Below are 16,978 nucleotides of genomic sequence, written 5' to 3'. Positions count from 1 at the left end.
AAACGTCGCAGATGACAGGTCGCACCCGCAATGTGCGACGTCTCAATGAAGGAGTGAGCGGATGTCGCAGCTGAACGAACCGTATGGCGCCGTCGACGGGCTCGTGCGGGTGTATCCGGCGGATGCCTCGGCGATGCGCCCGACGCCGGGACTCGTGTGGGCTCACGGCGGCGGTTTCGCGGGTGGCGATCTCGACATGCCCGAGGCCGATTGGGTCTCGCGCTCGCTTGCCGAGCGCGGAGTGACCGTCGTCTCAGTGGACTACCGGTTGGCCGGCGACGGATGCCGTTACCCGGTGCCGTCCGACGACGTGCTCGCCGCCTGGCGCTGGACTGTCGAGCACGTCGACGAGCTCGGCATCGATCCCGAGCGGCTCGCGATCGGCGGGGCGAGCGCGGGGGCGAACCTCGCGGCGGGAGCGGTGCTGCGCCTGCTCGGCGAGCCCGTGGTGGGTTCCGATGCGGCTGCTGCGCTGCCTGCTCAAACCGCAGCGGCCCTGCCCGCGGGGGTGTTCCTCGCCTATCCCACCTTGCTCGCCGTGCAGCCGGCGCCGGATGCCGCCCTCCGCGCGCTCCTCGACGCGAACCCCGGCGCCGACCGCTTCGGCCCGGCGAGCGTCCGAGCGATGTACGAGACCTACCTCGGCGGCCCCGTCGAGTTCGCGCCGCTCCCGGCCGTCCCCGGACTCGCGACGCCCGACGACGTGCGCGGCTTCCCACCCACCCTCATGATCAACGGCGAGACCGACGAGCTCCGCGTCTCGGGCGAGGTCTTCGCCGCGACCCTCGCCGCCGCCGATGTGCCGATCGAGCTGCACACCGAGCCCGGCACCGATCACGGGCACTTGAACCGGCCGGATGCCGCCGCGGCATCCGACTCGCTCGATCGCGTTGTGCGCTGGATCGCCACCTTGACCGACATTCGAATCACCGAAGGATCACCCTCATGACGAACCAGGCAGCATCCGACCTCATCGCACGGTCGAATCGCCTCGGCGCCGACCCCAAGAACACGAACTATGCGGGCGGCAACACGTCTGCGAAGGGCACCGAGACCGATCCGGTCACGGGCGAGCCAGTCGAGCTCATGTGGGTGAAGGGCTCGGGCGGCGACCTCGGCACGCTCACCGAGCAGGGTCTCGCGGTGCTGCGCCTCGACCGCCTGCGCGCCCTCGCCGACGTCTACCCCGGGGTCGACCGCGAAGACGAGATGGTCGCCGCGTTCGATTACACGCTGCATGGCAAGGGCGGCGCCGCCCCGTCGATCGACACCGCGATGCACGGCCTCGTCGACGCCGCGCACGTCGATCACCTGCACCCCGACTCGGGCATCGCGATCGCGACATCCGCCGACGGCGAGGCCTTGACCGCCACGATCTTCGGCGACCGCGTCGTGTGGGTGCCGTGGCGACGTCCCGGCTTCCAGCTCGGGCTCGACATCGCCGGGATCAAGGCGCAGAACCCGCAGGCGATCGGCTGCATCCTCGGCGGCCACGGCATCACGGCGTGGGGCGACACGTCTGAGGAGAGCGAGCGCAACTCGCTGTGGATCATCGACACCGCCGCGGCGTACATCGCCGAGCACGGGAAGGCAGAACCGTTCGGTTCCACCTTGGACGGTTACGAGCCGCTCGAGCCCGCCGAGCGGCGCGCGAAGGCCGCGGCCCTCGCCGCGACGATCCGCGGACTCGCTTCGCATGACCGCCCGATGGTCGGCCACTTCACCGACGCCACCGAGGTGCTCGAATTCCTCGCCCGCGCCGAGCATCCGCGCCTCGCCGCGCTCGGCACGAGCTGCCCCGACCACTTCCTGCGCACCAAGGTGAAGCCGATGGTGCTCGACCTGCCGGCCGACGCGCCGATCGACGAGTCGATCGCTCGCCTGAAGGAGCTGCACGAGGCGTACCGCGCCGACTACCAGGCGTATTACGCGCGCTGGAGCTCAGAGAATCGCGCCAGCGATTCCGCGACGCCAGCGCCGAGCGAGCCTGCGAGCGAGGTTGACGGCAATTGGCCGCCCATCCGCGGCGCCGACCCGCTCATCGTGCTGATCCCCGGCGTCGGAATGTTCAGCTACGGCGCGAACAAGCAGACCGCGCGGGTGGCCGGCGAGTTCTACGTCAACGCGATCAACGTGATGCGCGGCGCCGAGGCGCTCTCCACGTACTCCCCCATCTCCGACGAGGAGAAGTTCCGCATCGAGTACTGGGCGCTCGAAGAGGCGAAGCTGCAGCGCATGCCGAAGCCGAAGCCGCACGCCACGCGCGTCGCGCTCGTGACCGGCGCGGCATCCGGCATCGGCAAAGCCATCGCCACCCGGCTTGCGGCCGAGGGCGCGTGCGTCGTCATCGCCGACCTCGACCTCGAGAAGGCGCAGGCCGCGGCATCCGAGATCGGGAACTCGGATGTCGCGATCGGCGTGCAGGCGAACGTGACGGATGCCGCCGCGGTGCAACGCGCCATCGACGACGCGGTGCTCGCCTTCGGCGGCATCGACCTCGTGGTGAACAACGCCGGACTCTCGCTCTCGAAGCCGCTCCTCGAGACCACCGAGGCCGACTGGGACCTGCAGCACGACGTCATGGCGAAGGGCTCGTTCCTCGTGTCGAAGGCTGCCGCCCGCGTGCTCATCGACCAGGGCCTCGGCGGCGACATCGTCTACATCTCGTCGAAGAACTCGCTGTTCGCGGGCCCGAACAACATCGCCTACTCGGCGACGAAGGCCGATCAGGCCCACCAGGTGCGACTGCTCGCGGTCGAGCTCGGCGAGTACGGCATCAAGGTGAACGGCATCAATCCCGACGGCGTGGTTCGCGGCTCGGGCATCTTCGCTTCGGGCTGGGGTGCGAACCGCGCCAAGACGTACGGCATCGAGGAGGAGGACCTCGGCAAGTTCTACGCCCAGCGCACGATCCTGAAGCGCGAGGTGCTGCCCGAGAACGTCGCGAACGCGGTCATCGTGCTCACCGGGCCGGAGCTTTCGCACACGACGGGCCTGCACATCCCGGTCGACGCGGGCGTCGCCGCCGCCTTCCTGCGATGAGCGGGGCGACGGGCACCGTCGCGGCGGTCGACCTCGGCGCGACGAGCGGCCGCGTCATCCTCGGCCGCGTCGACGGCCGCGGGGCGGGCGCGCTCGAGATCCGCCAGGTGGCGCGCTTCGCGAACGACCCCGTTCGACTCGCGTCGGGCCTGCACTGGGATCTCACGGGCCTCTACCGCAACGTCACCGCGGGCCTCACCCAAGCGCTCCGCGAGGCGCCGGATGTCGCGTCGATCGGCGTCGACTCGTGGGCCGTCGACTACGCCCTCCTCCGCGGCGAGCGCATGCTCGGCGAGCCGTTCCACTACCGCGACGAGCGCACGGCCGCGGGCGTCGAAGCCGTGCACGCGATCGCCCCGTTCGACGAGCTCTACCGCCGCAACGGGCTGCAGTTCCTGCCGTTCAACACGCTGTACCAGCTCGCGGCCGAGCAACGCGACGCGAGCGACGGTGTCCGTCCGGGTTGGCTCGACCTCGCCGACACGCTCTTGCTCGTGCCCGACCTCATCGGCTTCCAGCTCACCGGCCGGCGCGTCGCCGAGCGCACGAACGCGTCGACGACGGGGCTCCTCGGCATCGGGTCCCGCGAGTGGGACGACGAGCTCATCGAGCGGCTGCGGCTTCCGGCATCCGTGTTCCCGCCGCTCGTCGAGCCCGGCGAGACGATCGGGTCGCTGCGGCCGGAGGTTGCAGCCGAGCTCGGCGCGGGCTCGCGGCATCCGCTCTCCGTCGTCGCGGTGGGCTCGCACGACACGGCGTCGGCCATCGTGGCCGTGCCCATGCAGCCCGGGTCGGCCGCCTACATCTCGTGCGGCACGTGGGGACTCGTGGGCGTCGAGCTCGAGCACCCGGTGACGTCGGATGCCGCGCGCGCCGCGAACTTCACGAACGAGGGCGGCGTCGACGGGCGCGTGCGCTTCCTGCACAACGTCATGGGGTTGTGGCTGCTGAGCGAATCGGTGCGGGAGTGGGAGCGGGACGGCCAGACGGTCGATCTCGCCGGATTGCTCGCGGCCGCGGCATCCGTCACCGCTCCCGTTGCCGTCTTCGACGCGAACGACCCGCGCTTCCTCGCCCCCGGCGACCTGCCCGGGCGCATCGCCGAGTGGTGCCGCGAGCACGACGAGCCGATTCCGGGTTCGCCGGCCGAGTTCGCGCGGTCGATCATCGAGTCGCTCGCGCAGGCCTTCGCCGATGCCGTGCGCACCGCGTCGATCCTGTCGGGCGTCGATGTCGAGACGATCCACATCGTCGGCGGCGGGGCGCTCAACGAGTTGCTCTGCCAGCGCACGGCCGACCGCTCGGAGATCGCCGTGCTCGCCGGCCCGGTCGAGGCGACGGCGATCGGCAACGTGCTCGTGCAGGCGCGTGCGCAGGGCTTCACCGGGGCGGGCATCGAGTCGCTGCGTGCGCTCGTCGCCCAAGCGTTCGCGCCGCGGCGCTACGAACCGCGCTGACCTGAGCCTCGGGCGGCATCGGCCCGGCGAGCGAGCAGCGCGCGCTCGCGCTCGTTCGAGGTCAGCGCCGCGGCCCGTTCGAACTCGACAGCGGCCTCCTCGGTGCGGCCCAGTCGTTCATAGAGGTCGCCGCGTACGCTCGGGACGAGGTGGTAGTCGCGCAACGCGGGCAGCGACTCGAGCTGCACGAGCAACGCGAGTCCCACCTCGGGACCGTACGCCCGGCCCAGGGCGACGGCCCGGTTCAGCTCGGCGACCGGCGAACCGGTTCTGCGTCCGAGGTCCTCGTAGAGTCGGGCGATGCGCGTCCAGTCGGTGTCGTCAGCGGATGCCGCACGCGCATGCTCCGCGGCGATTGCCGCCTGCAGCGCATACGGCCCCGGCTCCGCTGCGCTCGCCGTGGTGAGCTCGTCGGCGCGGGCGAGCGCGTCGAGTCCGCGGCGAATGCGTGAGGCATCCCACCTGCTGCGGTCCTGGTCATCGAGCAGCACCGCCTCGCCGTCGGGACCGACACGAGCGGCGAGGCGAGAGGACTGCAGCTCCATCAGGGCGGTGAGGCCGTGCACCTCGGGGTCATGCGGCGCGAGTGCGACGAGCATTCGGCCGAGCCGAAGGGCTTCGTCGCAGAGCGCCGGCCGCATCCAGTCGGCGCCTTCCGTCGCGGCGTATCCCTCGTTGAAGAGCAGGTAGATGACGCCTTCCACGGTGGCGAGCCGCTCGGCGCGTTCCAACCCGCTCGGCTCCTCGAGCTCGGCGCCCGCCTCCGTGAGGGTGCGCTTCGCACGGGAGATGCGTTGTGCGACCGTCGACTCGGGTGCCAGATAGGCGCGGGCGATCTCCCTGGCGGTGAGGCCGGCCACGAGGCGCAGGGTCAGCGTGGTCTGCGCCTCGCTCGTCAGCGACGGATGCGCGCAGATGAACATGAGGCGCAGCATGTCGTCCTCGATGTGATCGATGCCCGCCGCCGGATCGTCTTCGACGGTCTCGGCCAGGTCGTGGGCGAGGGCCGCAGCGGCGCGGTCGTGCTTCGCGCGGGAACGGAAGACGTCCATGGCGCGGCGCTTCGCCGTGGTCATCAGCCAGGCGCCCGGATTGTCGGGGATGCCGCTGGTGGGCCACTGCGCGAGCGCCGCGACCACGGCGTCCTGCGCCACGTCTTCGGCAACGCCGACATCGCGCACGATGCGCACGAGCGATGCGATGAGCCGCGTCGACTCGAGGCGCCAGATCGCCTCGATCGCGGCACGCGTCGCCTGGTCCGCCCCGGGATCATCCCCCACGGGAGCGATCAGACCACACGCGCCGCGCGAGGCGCAACTGCCGGCCTCGATACGCGGCGGCCTCCGGCCTGCGCTACTCGATGATCGGTCAGTATTCCGCCAGTTGGCGGATCTCGACGTGCCCCTCCCAGCCGGGCCAGTGGTCGACGTGGATCTGCATGAGCCGACGACCGAGTTCGACGGCCTCCTCGCGGGAGTGCACGTCGATCACGGCGTAGCCACCGACCAGTTCCTTCGCTTCGGCGAACGGCCCGTCGATCGCCTTGATCTTCCCGTCGGCGAGCGAGACGATCGCGCCGGCGGCGCTCGGCAGCAGTCCCTGGCTGTCGATGAGCGTTCCGTTCAGTCGGCCCTCTCGGTCGTACTCGGCCATCGCCTGGTAGAGCTCGGGCGGCGCCTCGCCTTGCGGGTTCGCCTCGTCCATCTTGACCATGCACATGAATCGCATCGCGACCTCCTTGGTTCCGGCACCCCCGTCGGTGTGCCCTCACCCTAACGTCGCCAGTTTCGCCGGCTTCTCGACACGGGGTGCGAGAAATCCCAGAACCGATTCGATGAGCGGATGTCGAGAACGGATGCCGCGCGGCGACGTCATGGTGAACGACCCGATCACCACCGATCGGATCGACCGATGAAAGGACACGTCATGGCAACCGACACCACGAGCCGAATCACCTCAGCTCGCTCCGACGACCGCCGCTCCGCTCCTGCCACCGATCCACTGACCCGTGCGCTCGTGGCGGCGGGCACCACCGCCGGGCCGCTCTTCGTCGTGGTGGCTTCGGTGCAGGCCGTCACCCGCGAGGGATTCGACCTGACGCGGCATCCGCTCAGCCTGCTCTCGCTCGGCGACCGGGGGTGGGTGCAGATCGCGAACTTCATCGTCGCGGGCGTGCTCATGCTCGCGTTCGCCATCGGAACGCGGCGAAGCCTGGGTGCAGGGCCCGGACGTCGCTGGGCGCCGGTGCTGTTCGGCGTCTACGCCGCCGGGCTGATCCTCGGTGGCGCATTCGCGGCGGACCCCGCCCTCGGCTTTCCCGCCGGGGCGCCCGCCGGCTACCCGACCGAGCTCACCTTCCACGGCATCGTGCACGCCATCGCGCCGCCCCTCTCGTTCCTCGCGTTCGTGGCGGCGACGTTCGTGGTGGCACGGCGCCTGTCCTGGGAGGGACACCGCGCCGCTGCCGTGTGGACACGCATGGTCGGCGTCGCGTGCTTCGTGCTCACCCTGCCGTTCGACCTGTGGATGAGCGTGCGCCTGTTCCTCGGGGTGGCGCTCGCGTTCGCGTGGATCGCCGCCTACGCCTTCGCGCTGCTCCGCCGCCGGCGTTGAAACCGACCTCGGATCCGAGCCGGCGCGCTCGGCTGAATGGCTCAGACGAACCGGAAGGGGATGCCGAGCAGGTTCGCCGCGGCGCGGTAGTCGGCGGCGCGGTGCCCGATCGACAGCGACCAGTGGTGCCCGACCCCCGTCGCGGCCCACTCGTCGACCCACTCGCCGGGATCGCGCCCGAAGTCGACCCGGCTCGTCGTGTTGCCGATCGCGAGGAGCGGGCCCGGCACGACGGTTCCCTCCGACGCGATGAACGAGAGGGTGCCGTCGCGGTCCTGGCCGAGCCCGAGCAGGGTCACCGGGCCGGGCTGCACGTCGAACTCGACCGAGACGCCCCAGCCGCGCTTGCCGTGGTAGATCCCGAGTCCGCGCAGGAGCGGGTCGCGACTCGACACCGCGAGGTGTGCGGGGCCGTCGTGGCCCATCTCAACGACGCCGTCCTCGAAGTTCAGCGCCTGGATCTCGCAGAACGAGCCGCCCGCTCCGACCACCTGCGTCACGAGCTGCGCGACCGAGGTACGCAATTCGTACTCCCCCGAGGCGGGGATGCCGCGGGCCGTGAGCAACGAGGCGCCGAGGATCATGCCCGCACCGAGCCGCTCGTGCTGCTCACCGTCGAGCCCTCGGTGGTAGTACGCGAGCGAGTCGAGGTCGAAGTCGTCGGCGAGGCGGTCGAGGCCGACCGAGACCCGCGCACCCCACGCGAAGTCCTCGTCGACGACGCTCTCGTCGAGGGTGAAGACCTGTCGTGCGAGGTCCATCCGCTCGGATGCCTCAGCGTCGGTCACCTGTTCGACGCGCACCCGCAGGTCGTCGAACTCGAGCACCTCGACGTGCGAACCGAACGTGACGGGCAGCAACGACAGGTCGGTGGAGACGTCGAGCATGCCCGGGTACAGATGACCCATGAGGCCATGACGAGCATGCCGGAGTGCGGCGCGCACGTGGGCCGCACTCACCCACTGCTCGATGCGTCGCCACGCCGACTCGTGGCGGAGGTGCCCGGAGACCGACCGGAACGGTACGCCGGCTCGGCGGAACACGTTCCCCACCTCGGGCACCGAGCACTGGCCGCAGTACGCGAGCCACGCTCCCGTGTCGAAGTTCGGATGGTCCATCCGCGCGGTCGGCTGCAGGTCGATGACGAGCACCGGCGTGTTCGATCGCTGGGCGATCGGCAGCACCATCGACGAGGTCAGGTACGTGGTGAGGAACATCACGATGAGGTCGCAGTCGGCCTGCCGCAGCTTCTCGGCGGCGACGGCGCCCTCCTGCGCATCCGAGATGAAGCCGACGTCGACCACGTCGGCATCCAGTCGACGGAACCGGTCCGAGACGTATCGGGCGGATTCCTGGAGTTGCGGAAGCAGGTCGGGGAACTGCGGCCAGTAGGTGCCGAGCCCGCCGGCGACGAGCCCGATGCGGGTCGAGCGACGGACCTTCGCCGCGAGCAGAGGGTGGACCGGTGCAGTCGTGTCGGACATGGCTTCCTTGTTCTCGAGCATTTTCAATCGATTCAATCTGTGTCTCGGTTTGTGGAGGGCTCGGGCTCGGGTGCGGCGCGTCTCGATTCCGAGTCGCCGTCAGCGCCCCGTCGACTCCCTGACGACCAGGCGTGGCTGGAACGTGGTGGCCGAGTGCCGGTGCGCTTTGCCCTCCTGCAGCTCGGCGAGGAGCTTCGCGACGGCGACCTCTCCCATCTCCTGCTTCGGCTGGCCCACTGTCGTGAGTCGGCGCGCCTCCTCGGTGCCGAACGCGAGGTCGCCGTAACCGACGACCGCGGCATCGCGGGGCGTCTCGACCCCTGCCTCGGCGAGGCCGCGCATCACGCCGATCGCGAGCTGGTCGTTCGTGCAGAAGACTCGCCGGGGCGCACCGCTCGCCGCGATGCGCCGACCGGCCTCGACCCCCGCCTCGATGGTCATCTCGCGCATCTCGAACTCGACGAGGCTGTCGGGATCGAGGCCCGCGGATGCCAGCGCCGAGCGGGCGCCCGTGCGCCGATCCTCGCACTGCACGATGGTGTGGCTGCCGTTGACGATGCTGATCCCGTTTCCCGGCACCCCGAGGAGGTGTTCCACCGCGATCTCGCCCCCGTGCACGTCATCGATCGCCACGGAGCACGCCTCCGACTCGTCGATGCGGCGGTCGACGACGATCAACCTCGTTCCGACCATGCGCAACTGCGACAGGCGCGACCAGTCCGCGCTGATCGGCACCACGAGCGCACCCGCCGCGCGCTGCTCGGCGAGCATGTCGAAGTGGCGCTGCTCCCGCGCGGGATCCTCGTGGCTCACGCAGAGCACAACGGCGTAGCGGTCACGGTCGGCGGCAACGACGACGGCGTCGACGATCGCCGCATAGAACGGGTTCACCACGTCGGGGATGACGAGTCCGAGCACGCGGTTCGTGCCCTGCCGCAACGTCGCCGCCGCCCGATTCGGCACGAAGTCGAGCTCCTCGATGGCCGCCATCACCCGTTCCCGGGTGGGCACGGCAACGACGTGCGGACGGTTCAGCACGTTCGACACGGTCGCCGTGGACACGCCGGCCAGCCGCGCCACGGCGGCGAGCCCGAGATTCCGCTGTCCCATCACGATGTCAGTCAAGCACGCTGGACGAACGGTCGTTCGAGTGGATCTTCGTCATCACGCTTCCTTTCGCTGAGGCGAGCTGCCCGGTGTCATCTCGCGCCGTTCCATCCCAGATCTCGAGGCGGACGGGCCCGAAGAGACCGTGACGCGTCTGCCCGGCCATCACGGCCGACGTCGGCGACGCCACGTCGAGGTAGGGAGCGAGGGTGCCGCGCACGGTGACCTCGACGAGGTACTCGCGTGCTTCCTCGACCGCCTCGCTCACATCGCTGCGCCAGGGGCCCGCGAAGAGCGTGTCGACGAGCACGCCGTCGACGCGCACCTCCGCCGTGCCGCGCACGAGACCGAGGTCGAGCACCGCTCTCGCCCCCTCGGGGCGATCGATCCGGCACCGCCGCGCGTACCGCACCGCGCCACCGAGTGCCGAGAGCCCGAGCTCGTTCCACGGGCGCAGTTCCGCCGCGACCGGGGTGACCTTCACGGCAATCGGTCCATCGAGCAGGGCGCCGCCCCTCCTGCCGTCCTCTGGCCGGAACGAGATCGTGAGCCGTCGATCCATGGCCGCGGGCGGATCGAAGACGAGCCGGTCGCCGATGCGCACGACATCCGACGCCTGCACCTCCCACGGGATCGAGGTGGGCACCGTGGCCTCGATGGTTCCGATCGGCACGTCGAAGGTGAGCGTCTCGACCCGCCCTGCCCGGGGCGCGACATCGGGCACGAGCGTGACGACACTGTCGTGCGCCGACTCTCGCTCGAGCCAGGCGGCACGCTGCAGCGGGTGGGGACGCGGCACGAGGCATCCGTATCGGGGGTCTTCGTACTGCATCAGCCGCTGACGAACGGGAACCGGCGCGAGCTCTCGCGTGACGGTCCACGAGGCATCCGACCGGATGCCGAGGCCTCCGTCGACCGCGGGAACCGAGTCGAGCCGGATCGCGACGGGCCGCCCGACATCCGTCGACCGCACCTCGAGCACGTTGCGGCCGTCGCGCAGCACGTCGCGGAGATCGTACGGGTGCACGCGCGTGAACCGTCGCGCCGAGTAGGGGTCGAAGTCGCTCTGCCGGCCGATCTCGACACCGTTGACGACGAGCGTGCTCGGCGCCTCGCTGCTCAGTTGCACGCGCGTGTCGGCGACGGCCGCGCTCGCCTCGAAGATCGTCGAGAACACGACGGAGGTCGAGCGGGATGGTGCATCCGCCGCCTCGATCCATTCGGGCCGTGCGAACCGCTCGATATCGGTCGTCAGGGCGAAGAAAGCTCGCAGATCGCCCGACTCGGCCGCGGTGAACTCGATCTCGAGCACTCGGGGGCCACGCGGAAGGTCTGCGTGGAAGGTGAGGTAGCCGGGCTCGCCGGGCGCGAGCTCGACGCCGTCGATGCGGATGCTCCGACCGGCGTTGGCACCGACGGCAAGCCGGATGGCGGTGTCGTCGGGCATGGAGATCGTGGTGCGCACGTGATAGCGCCCGCCCTGGGTGACGTTGCGCCAGAGCAGGAACTCCTCGGGGACGTATCCGTTCGGGCCGAGGCTCTCGTCGTGGATCGGGTCGTTACGGATGCCTCGCGAGAGCGACCATTCGGCCCGCGTCCAGTCGCCGTCGGGGCCGGCGACCTCGGCGAACGGACCGAACGTCGCGAGGACGCGCCGGCGCTCGCCGCTCTTACCGCCCTCGCCGCCCTCGCCGCTCTCGTGGTCGAACTCCCACACCTGGATCGGCACGATCCCGTGGCGCTCCACGTCGTCGAGGTCGCCCCACGAGTTGTCGAGCGTCGACTCGGGCGACACGAGCCAGGGGCCGTCGAGCTCCTGAGTCGAACTGAACTCACCGAGGGCGGGAGCGGTGGCGTCCGGGAGCCCGGGCCCGACGACGAGGAGGGCGATGGATCCGACGCTGAAGTCCACGTGCGCCTCGAGCACACCGTCGCCGAGCCGGGTGAGCGGAACGTCGCGCCGCAAGCCGGTGCGAGGATCCCAGAGCTGGCCCGCGACGCCATCGAGTCCCGCGCCGTTCAGCCGCACTGTGAGGGTGCGTCCCGTCGGCGGCACGAAGCGGTAGCCCTCAGTGCTCAGGCGCTGCCAGTAGTGCTTCCAATTGAAGTCGCCGGATTCCCAGGCCTCGCCGAACTCGGGCAGCATCGGCTGAACGGTGCCGGAGTGCTCGTCGTGGGCGATCGCCGCGATCAGGTGCGTGTCGCCGATGACGCGATGGAGCACGGAAGCGTCGGCGACGACCGAGACGGCGGATGGCCGCAGCATCCGTGGCACGTCATCGACGTCGTCGATCCGGAGGATGCGTCCCGCCGCGATCAGTGCCGCGAAGCGCCCCGGCGCATCGGGGGCGAGTTCGGTGTCGACGAAGCGAGTCGGGGCGGCGCCGATGCAGATCACCCGGCCGCCCTGCTCCGCGAATGCCGCGAGGAGTGCGGCGACGTCGGCCGGGATGACCTCGGTGGCCGGCAGCACCACGTTGCGGTATCGCTCGCCGCGCAGGCGCAATTCGTCGCCCGAGACCTCGGCGACGCGCAGCGAGTGCGCGCCGAGCGTGTCGTAGTCCACGCCGGCGCGCTCGAGGATGCCCCGCTGCTCGGCGTACCAGGGCGTCAGGCCGTTGAGGGCGAAGTACACGCGCTCAGCATCGCCGGCGCCGAGGTCGCGCCCATCGGCGGTGAGCCGAGACTGGACGAACTCGGTGGGGAAGAGGACCACGGTCGACGCGACATGCTCGCCCGCGGTCAGTACCGAGGAGAGCCTCGTCACCGCCTCGGCGAACACGTGATAATCGGGCCAGTAGGGCTGTCGCCAGCACGTGGAGGGCGGCGCCCACTCGAACCAGCCCGACCGGGTGGAGTAGTAGACCGCGTGGGGGTCGTACAGGTTCGCACCCCGCCGGAGGAACGGCGAGAGCCAGTCGTAGGTCTCCTCGAGCGTGCCGCCCCAGCCCGACGAGTGGAACGCCTCGATCCAGACCCGCTCGTGCCCATGGGCGTGGGCGAGCGACGAGTGGATCTTCGAGTCGCCCCAGTGGTCGCTGCCCGGGATCGCGTACGTCGAATGCGTCTCGAGGTAGTCGCCGTAGTGCGCGGTCGCGCCGATCGGCTCGCCCTCGCGCGCCGGGCTCTGCTGGTCGAAGCCGCACGCCAGGCCGGCACGATCGAGGCGGGCGGCGAGCGGATCGAAGAAGGCGGCACGGGCGAACCGGGCGCGAGCGCGGTGGTAGTCGAGCCGCACACGATCGGCGTCCACATCTGCATCGCCCGGCAGTGCGTCGCCCCAGAGCGCCGGCAGTACGCCGAGGAGGTCGTAGCCCGCGTCGTCGCGGAAACGCGACGGGAAGTCATGGGACCACGTGGGGACATCCGGCAGCTCGTCTTGGAACACTCCGCCGATGCCGCGCCCGAAGTGCTTCCCGACCCGGCGCTCGTACTCGCCGTAGACGGAGTCGAGGAGCGCGTCGCACGCGGCCGGGGAGAAGTAGTCGAAGCCGCGCATGCTTGCGAAGCACAGCACGAGCTCGCCCGGCGCCTGCCGGTGCCGCGCCCGACCTTCGTCGATGGTGACGGGCACGACCGGCGAGCCGTCGTGCGCCGCGAACCACGCGCCGAGCGGCTCGGCATCTTCGGGAACGGCCAGTTCGACGTCACCGGATGTCGCATCGGCGCGTGCCTGCGAGAGCGACCGGCCGGCATGCTCCGGATGCCTCGCGATCACGCGCCCCTGCAGGTTCGCGCCGGAGAAGCCGATCTGGTCGTAGAGCCAGATCTGGAATCCCAGCTCCTCGGCGTCGGCGCAAGCGCCCGCGAAAATCTCCCACCAGTCCTCTGACATGAAGGGCGGGTCGTCGGCGAGTGCGCCGTAGAGCGGGCCGGTCGGCGCCAGATTCATCACGACCGCCTGCCAGACGCCCTGCTCGACGAGCTGCCGCATCTGCCAGCGCAGGCGCTCGGGATCGAGTCGCTCGCCGCTCCACCACCACAGCGGCACTGGACCGTAGCGCACGGAGGGGCGCTCGAAGCGGGCGACGAGCTCGGTGGACATCGACTCTCCTGAGGGATCGGACGGGATCGGACGGGGTGAGAAGGGAGCGGCAGCCGGCGCATCCGCCGGCTGCCGCGGGACACGCTCATCCTTCGGCGTAGGCGGCATCCATCTGCGAGAGAGCGCCCTTCGCGTCGACATCACCGGCCAGGAGCTGTTGAACCACCTCGAAGTGCACCTGCTGCACCTTCGCGTTGGGCCAGAGCTGGTCCATGAAGGGATCGGTCTTGCCGGTCTCCAGGTACTCGAGCAGCGAGTCGAGCGCGGGGTCGGGCTCGAACGTCGACGACCCGAGCGCGGGGATGGCCGCGATCGGGGTGTTGTAGACCGACTGGCCCTCGTCGGAGGTCAGGAACTCGATGAGCTTCTTCGCTCCTTCGGGGTTCTTCGCCTTGGCGTTGATCCCGTAGGCGGCGCCCATGGCCGCGGCCATCCGGGTCTGCGACTCGTCGTCAGTGGCGGGAACCGGCGCGAGCGTGAACTCGGTGCCATCAGGGGCTCCTTGGCGGATGGCCGCCAAGGAGGCGTTCACCTGCACCGAGGCCATGGCCTCGCCCTTCGCCACCATGTCGAGGGCGTCCTCGTACACCGTGCCGAGTGCGTTCTCCTGGAAGCATCCGGCATCCTGCATCGCCACGTACTTGTCGAGGACGTCGACCCATGCGGAATCGGCGAAGGTCACGTCGCCCGCGGACATCTGCGCCGCGAAGTCGGGGTCGGGCCCGTACACGAGAGTCGGTGCGAGCGCGTACGAGATGAGCTGCGTGTTCCACGGCGTTGCGCCGGCGAGTGCGAAGGCCGTCTTGCCCGCGGCCTTGGCCTGCCCGCAGAACGCGAGGGTGTCGCTCCAGGTGGTCGGGATCGTCCAGCCGTTCTCCTCCATCGCGGTGAGGTTGAACGCCGACCCGATGCCGGCCGAGCTGATCGGCGCAGTGTAGGTCTTGCCGCCGTTCTGGCTGACGGACTTGAAACCCTCGGGGATGCGGGAGGCGAAGTCCATGTCGGAGAGGTCGGCGACGAGCCCGGCATCCGACACGACCTGCATCGCCATCGGGTTGCCGTCGCCGGCCCAGACGAAGAAGACATCGGGGGCCGTGCCGCTCGACAACTGGGTCCGTGTCGTCGTCTGGTACTCGTCGACGCCCGACGCCGTCACCTCGACCGAGATGCCGGTCTCGGCTTCGAACGCCGCCGCAGCCTCTTCGGCGGCCGACTTGTCGCTCGTGACGGTGGCCCACGTGAGGGTGTCTCCCCCGCCCCCGCCGCCGCCCGTGTCGTTCGAGCATCCGGCGACGGATGCGACGACGGCCGCGCCGATCGCCATGGTGACTACTGCTCTGTAGCGCATGTGTTGCTCCTTTCGTTCGTGAACCGGCCCGCGGACGCTGTGCAGCGGACCATCTTCCCCGTCGGCCAGGGCGCTAGCCCTTGAGTCCGCTGGCGAAACCTTGGATGACCGTGCGTTGCAGCACGAAGTAGACGAGCAGGATCGGGGCGATGCTGATGACGAGTCCCGCGAAGACCAGGTTCCACTGCGAGACGTACTGCCCGACGAAGCTGTAGAGCGTGACGGGCACGGTCTGCTGTCCGCTTCCGCTCAGGTACAGCAGCGGCGTGAGGAAGTCGTTCCACACCACGATGACGTTGAGGATCACGACCGTGCCCGTGATCGGCCTGAGGAGCGGGAACACCACCCGCCAGAAGGTGCCGAACGATCCGGCGCCGTCGATCGCGGCCGCCTCCTCGTACTCGATCGGCAGCGCACGCAGGAAGCCCGTGTAGAGGAAGATCGAGAACGGCATCTGCAGGCCGATGTAGAAGAGGACGAGCGACCACACGGTCCCGAGGAGTCCGAGATCGCGCATCGTCGTGTAGAGCGGGATGAGCGCCAGCTGGAACGGCAGCAGGAGTCCGATGAGGAAGCCGAAGTATGCGACCTTCGACCATCGACGACCGACTCGTGCAAGGGGGTAGGCGGCGAGCGCCGACAGCAGGACGAGCACGACGACGCTCACGACCGAGACGACCGTGCTGTTGACGAGCGCGTTCCCGAGGTTGCCCTGCACCCAGGCGTCGGCATAGTTCTGCAGCGTGAACGTCGTCGGCAGTTCGAGCGGACCGGCGGCGTCGTTGGACTCCCGGAACGAGAGGTTGATCAGCACGTAGGCGGGCACGAAGAACAGCACCGCGACGGCGATCATGACCACTTCGAGGATGCCGGTCCTCCACGTGTAGCGCTGGTACATGGCGTTCAGTCCTTGTTCTGGCGGCTGAGGACGAAGTACTGGCCGCTCGAGAGGATCGCGACCAGCACGGTCAGGACGAGGGCGATCGCGATGCCGTAGCTGAAGTCGCCGAACTGGAACGCGTTCTTGTAGAGGAGGGTCGACATCGTCTCGGTCGAGCCGCCGGGGCCTCCGCCGGTCATCACCCACACCTGGTCGAACAGCTTCAGCCCGCCGATGATCGAGAGCATGAGGTTGATGGTGATCGAGGGTGCGAGCTCCGGCCGGATGATGCTCCAGAACCGACGGAACGGCCCGGCGCCATCGACGTACGACGCCTCGATCACCTCGGTCGAGATGCCCTGCATGTTGGCGAGGAAGATCACCATGGAGTAGCCGGCGAACTGCCAGATCACGACGAGGCAGATGGCCCAGATGGCCACGTCGCCGTCGCCGAGCCAGTTCTGCGTGAGCGCGCCGAGGCCGACCCCCTCGAGGAGCGCGTTGATCGCACCGTTCGGCGAGAAGAGGTTCTGCCAGAGGTAGGCCGTCGCCACGGGTGTGATGATGGCCGGGGCGAACAGGAGCACGCGCAGCAGATTGCGGCTCTTGATCCGGCTGTTCACGCCGAGCGCCAGGAGCAGGCCGACCGCGTTCTGCACGATGGTGATCGTGAAGGCGATGAGCAGGGTACGCCCGATTGCACCTGCCGCCTTCGGGTCGTTGACCAGCTGGATGAAGTTGTCGATGCCGACGAAGGCCCGGGTCGGCGAGATGCCGTCCCAGTCGGTGAAGGCGAGGCCGGCGCCCTGGATGCTCGGCCAGAGCACGATGAAGAGGTAGAACACGGCCGCCGGGATGATGAAGACCCACAGCTTGGACGTGCCCCGATGCAGACCGCCCCGGCGCCCGGTTCTCCGTCGCGCCGATTCGGGCGAAGCCGGGCTTCGTTCTTCGAGCTCGGCTGGCACTGCGGCAGGAAGGGTTGTCATCGCGTTCTCCGAC

12 protein-coding genes are annotated in these 16,978 nt (G+C 69.7%); 4 read left to right on the top strand and 8 right to left on the bottom strand.

Features of this window, described 5'->3' with window-relative positions:
• The first annotated feature begins 61 nt into the window (after positions 1-61).
• Genes QFZ29_RS19555 through QFZ29_RS19545 form a run of 3 tightly spaced genes read left to right on the top strand, consistent with a single transcriptional unit; the run spans position 62 to position 4,499 of the window.
• Positions 62-949 carry an alpha/beta hydrolase gene (locus QFZ29_RS19555; protein WP_306896279.1) on the top strand — a complete coding sequence of 296 codons (888 nt, stop codon included), beginning with the start codon at positions 62-64 and terminating at the stop codon, positions 947-949.
• Positions 946-3,042, top strand: coding sequence for a bifunctional aldolase/short-chain dehydrogenase (locus QFZ29_RS19550; protein ID WP_306896277.1), 2,097 nt, complete (start codon positions 946-948; stop codon positions 3,040-3,042). Before QFZ29_RS19555 ends, QFZ29_RS19550 begins: the two co-directional genes overlap by 4 nt.
• Positions 3,039-4,499 carry a rhamnulokinase gene (locus tag QFZ29_RS19545; RefSeq protein ID WP_306896275.1) on the top strand — a complete coding sequence of 487 codons (1,461 nt, stop codon included), beginning with the start codon at positions 3,039-3,041 and terminating at the stop codon, positions 4,497-4,499. Before QFZ29_RS19550 ends, QFZ29_RS19545 begins: the two co-directional genes overlap by 4 nt.
• Here QFZ29_RS19545 and QFZ29_RS19540 read toward each other — a convergent pair.
• A complete protein-coding gene (locus QFZ29_RS19540; protein ID WP_306896273.1) occupies positions 4,484-5,779 on the bottom strand; it encodes an RNA polymerase sigma factor in 1,296 nt (431 codons plus the stop codon). The two genes, QFZ29_RS19545 and QFZ29_RS19540, sit on opposite strands and share 16 nt — an antisense overlap.
• An 88-nt stretch (positions 5,780-5,867) precedes the next feature.
• Positions 5,868-6,227, bottom strand: coding sequence for a YciI family protein (locus QFZ29_RS19535; RefSeq protein ID WP_306896272.1), 360 nt, complete (start codon positions 6,225-6,227; stop codon positions 5,868-5,870).
• A gap of 198 nt (positions 6,228-6,425) precedes the next feature.
• Here QFZ29_RS19535 and QFZ29_RS19530 point away from each other — a divergent pair, with 198 nt between their 5' ends.
• Positions 6,426-7,112 (top strand): DUF998 domain-containing protein, encoded by a 687-nt coding sequence (locus tag QFZ29_RS19530; RefSeq protein WP_306896270.1) that lies wholly within the window; start codon positions 6,426-6,428, stop codon positions 7,110-7,112.
• 41 nt (positions 7,113-7,153) lie between these two features.
• Here the strand turns inward: QFZ29_RS19530 and QFZ29_RS19525 are convergent, their stop codons facing one another.
• The 6 genes from QFZ29_RS19525 to QFZ29_RS19500 form a co-directional block, all read right to left on the bottom strand.
• On the bottom strand, positions 7,154-8,596 hold the full coding sequence (locus QFZ29_RS19525) for an L-fucose/L-arabinose isomerase family protein (protein ID WP_306896268.1): 1,443 nt from the start codon (positions 8,594-8,596) through the stop codon (positions 7,154-7,156).
• A 99-nt stretch (positions 8,597-8,695) separates the two neighbouring features.
• Positions 8,696-9,721 carry a LacI family DNA-binding transcriptional regulator gene (locus QFZ29_RS19520; RefSeq protein WP_306896266.1) on the bottom strand — a complete coding sequence of 342 codons (1,026 nt, stop codon included), beginning with the start codon at positions 9,719-9,721 and terminating at the stop codon, positions 8,696-8,698.
• On the bottom strand, positions 9,714-13,748 hold the full coding sequence (locus QFZ29_RS19515; RefSeq protein WP_306896261.1) for a hypothetical protein: 4,035 nt from the start codon (positions 13,746-13,748) through the stop codon (positions 9,714-9,716). Before QFZ29_RS19515 ends, QFZ29_RS19520 begins: the two co-directional genes overlap by 8 nt.
• Positions 13,749-13,833: 85 nt before the next feature.
• The gene (locus tag QFZ29_RS19510) at positions 13,834-15,096 is read right to left on the bottom strand and encodes an ABC transporter substrate-binding protein (protein ID WP_306896259.1); all 1,263 of its coding nucleotides are present in this window, start codon (positions 15,094-15,096) and stop codon (positions 13,834-13,836) included.
• Between the two features lie 73 nt (positions 15,097-15,169).
• Complete coding sequence (locus tag QFZ29_RS19505; protein ID WP_306896257.1) at positions 15,170-15,994, bottom strand: carbohydrate ABC transporter permease; 825 nt, start codon at positions 15,992-15,994, stop codon at positions 15,170-15,172.
• 5 nt (positions 15,995-15,999) lie between these two features.
• On the bottom strand, positions 16,000-16,965 hold the full coding sequence (locus QFZ29_RS19500; protein ID WP_306896256.1) for a carbohydrate ABC transporter permease: 966 nt from the start codon (positions 16,963-16,965) through the stop codon (positions 16,000-16,002).
• Positions 16,966-16,978 lie beyond the last annotated feature (13 nt).

Origin of the sequence: Agromyces albus, assembly GCF_030815405.1 — a bacterium.
Classification (GTDB): domain Bacteria; phylum Actinomycetota; class Actinomycetes; order Actinomycetales; family Microbacteriaceae; genus Agromyces; species Agromyces albus_A.
Note: the sequence above shows the minus strand (reverse complement) of the source record. Positions and strands in the feature narration are given on the sequence as shown.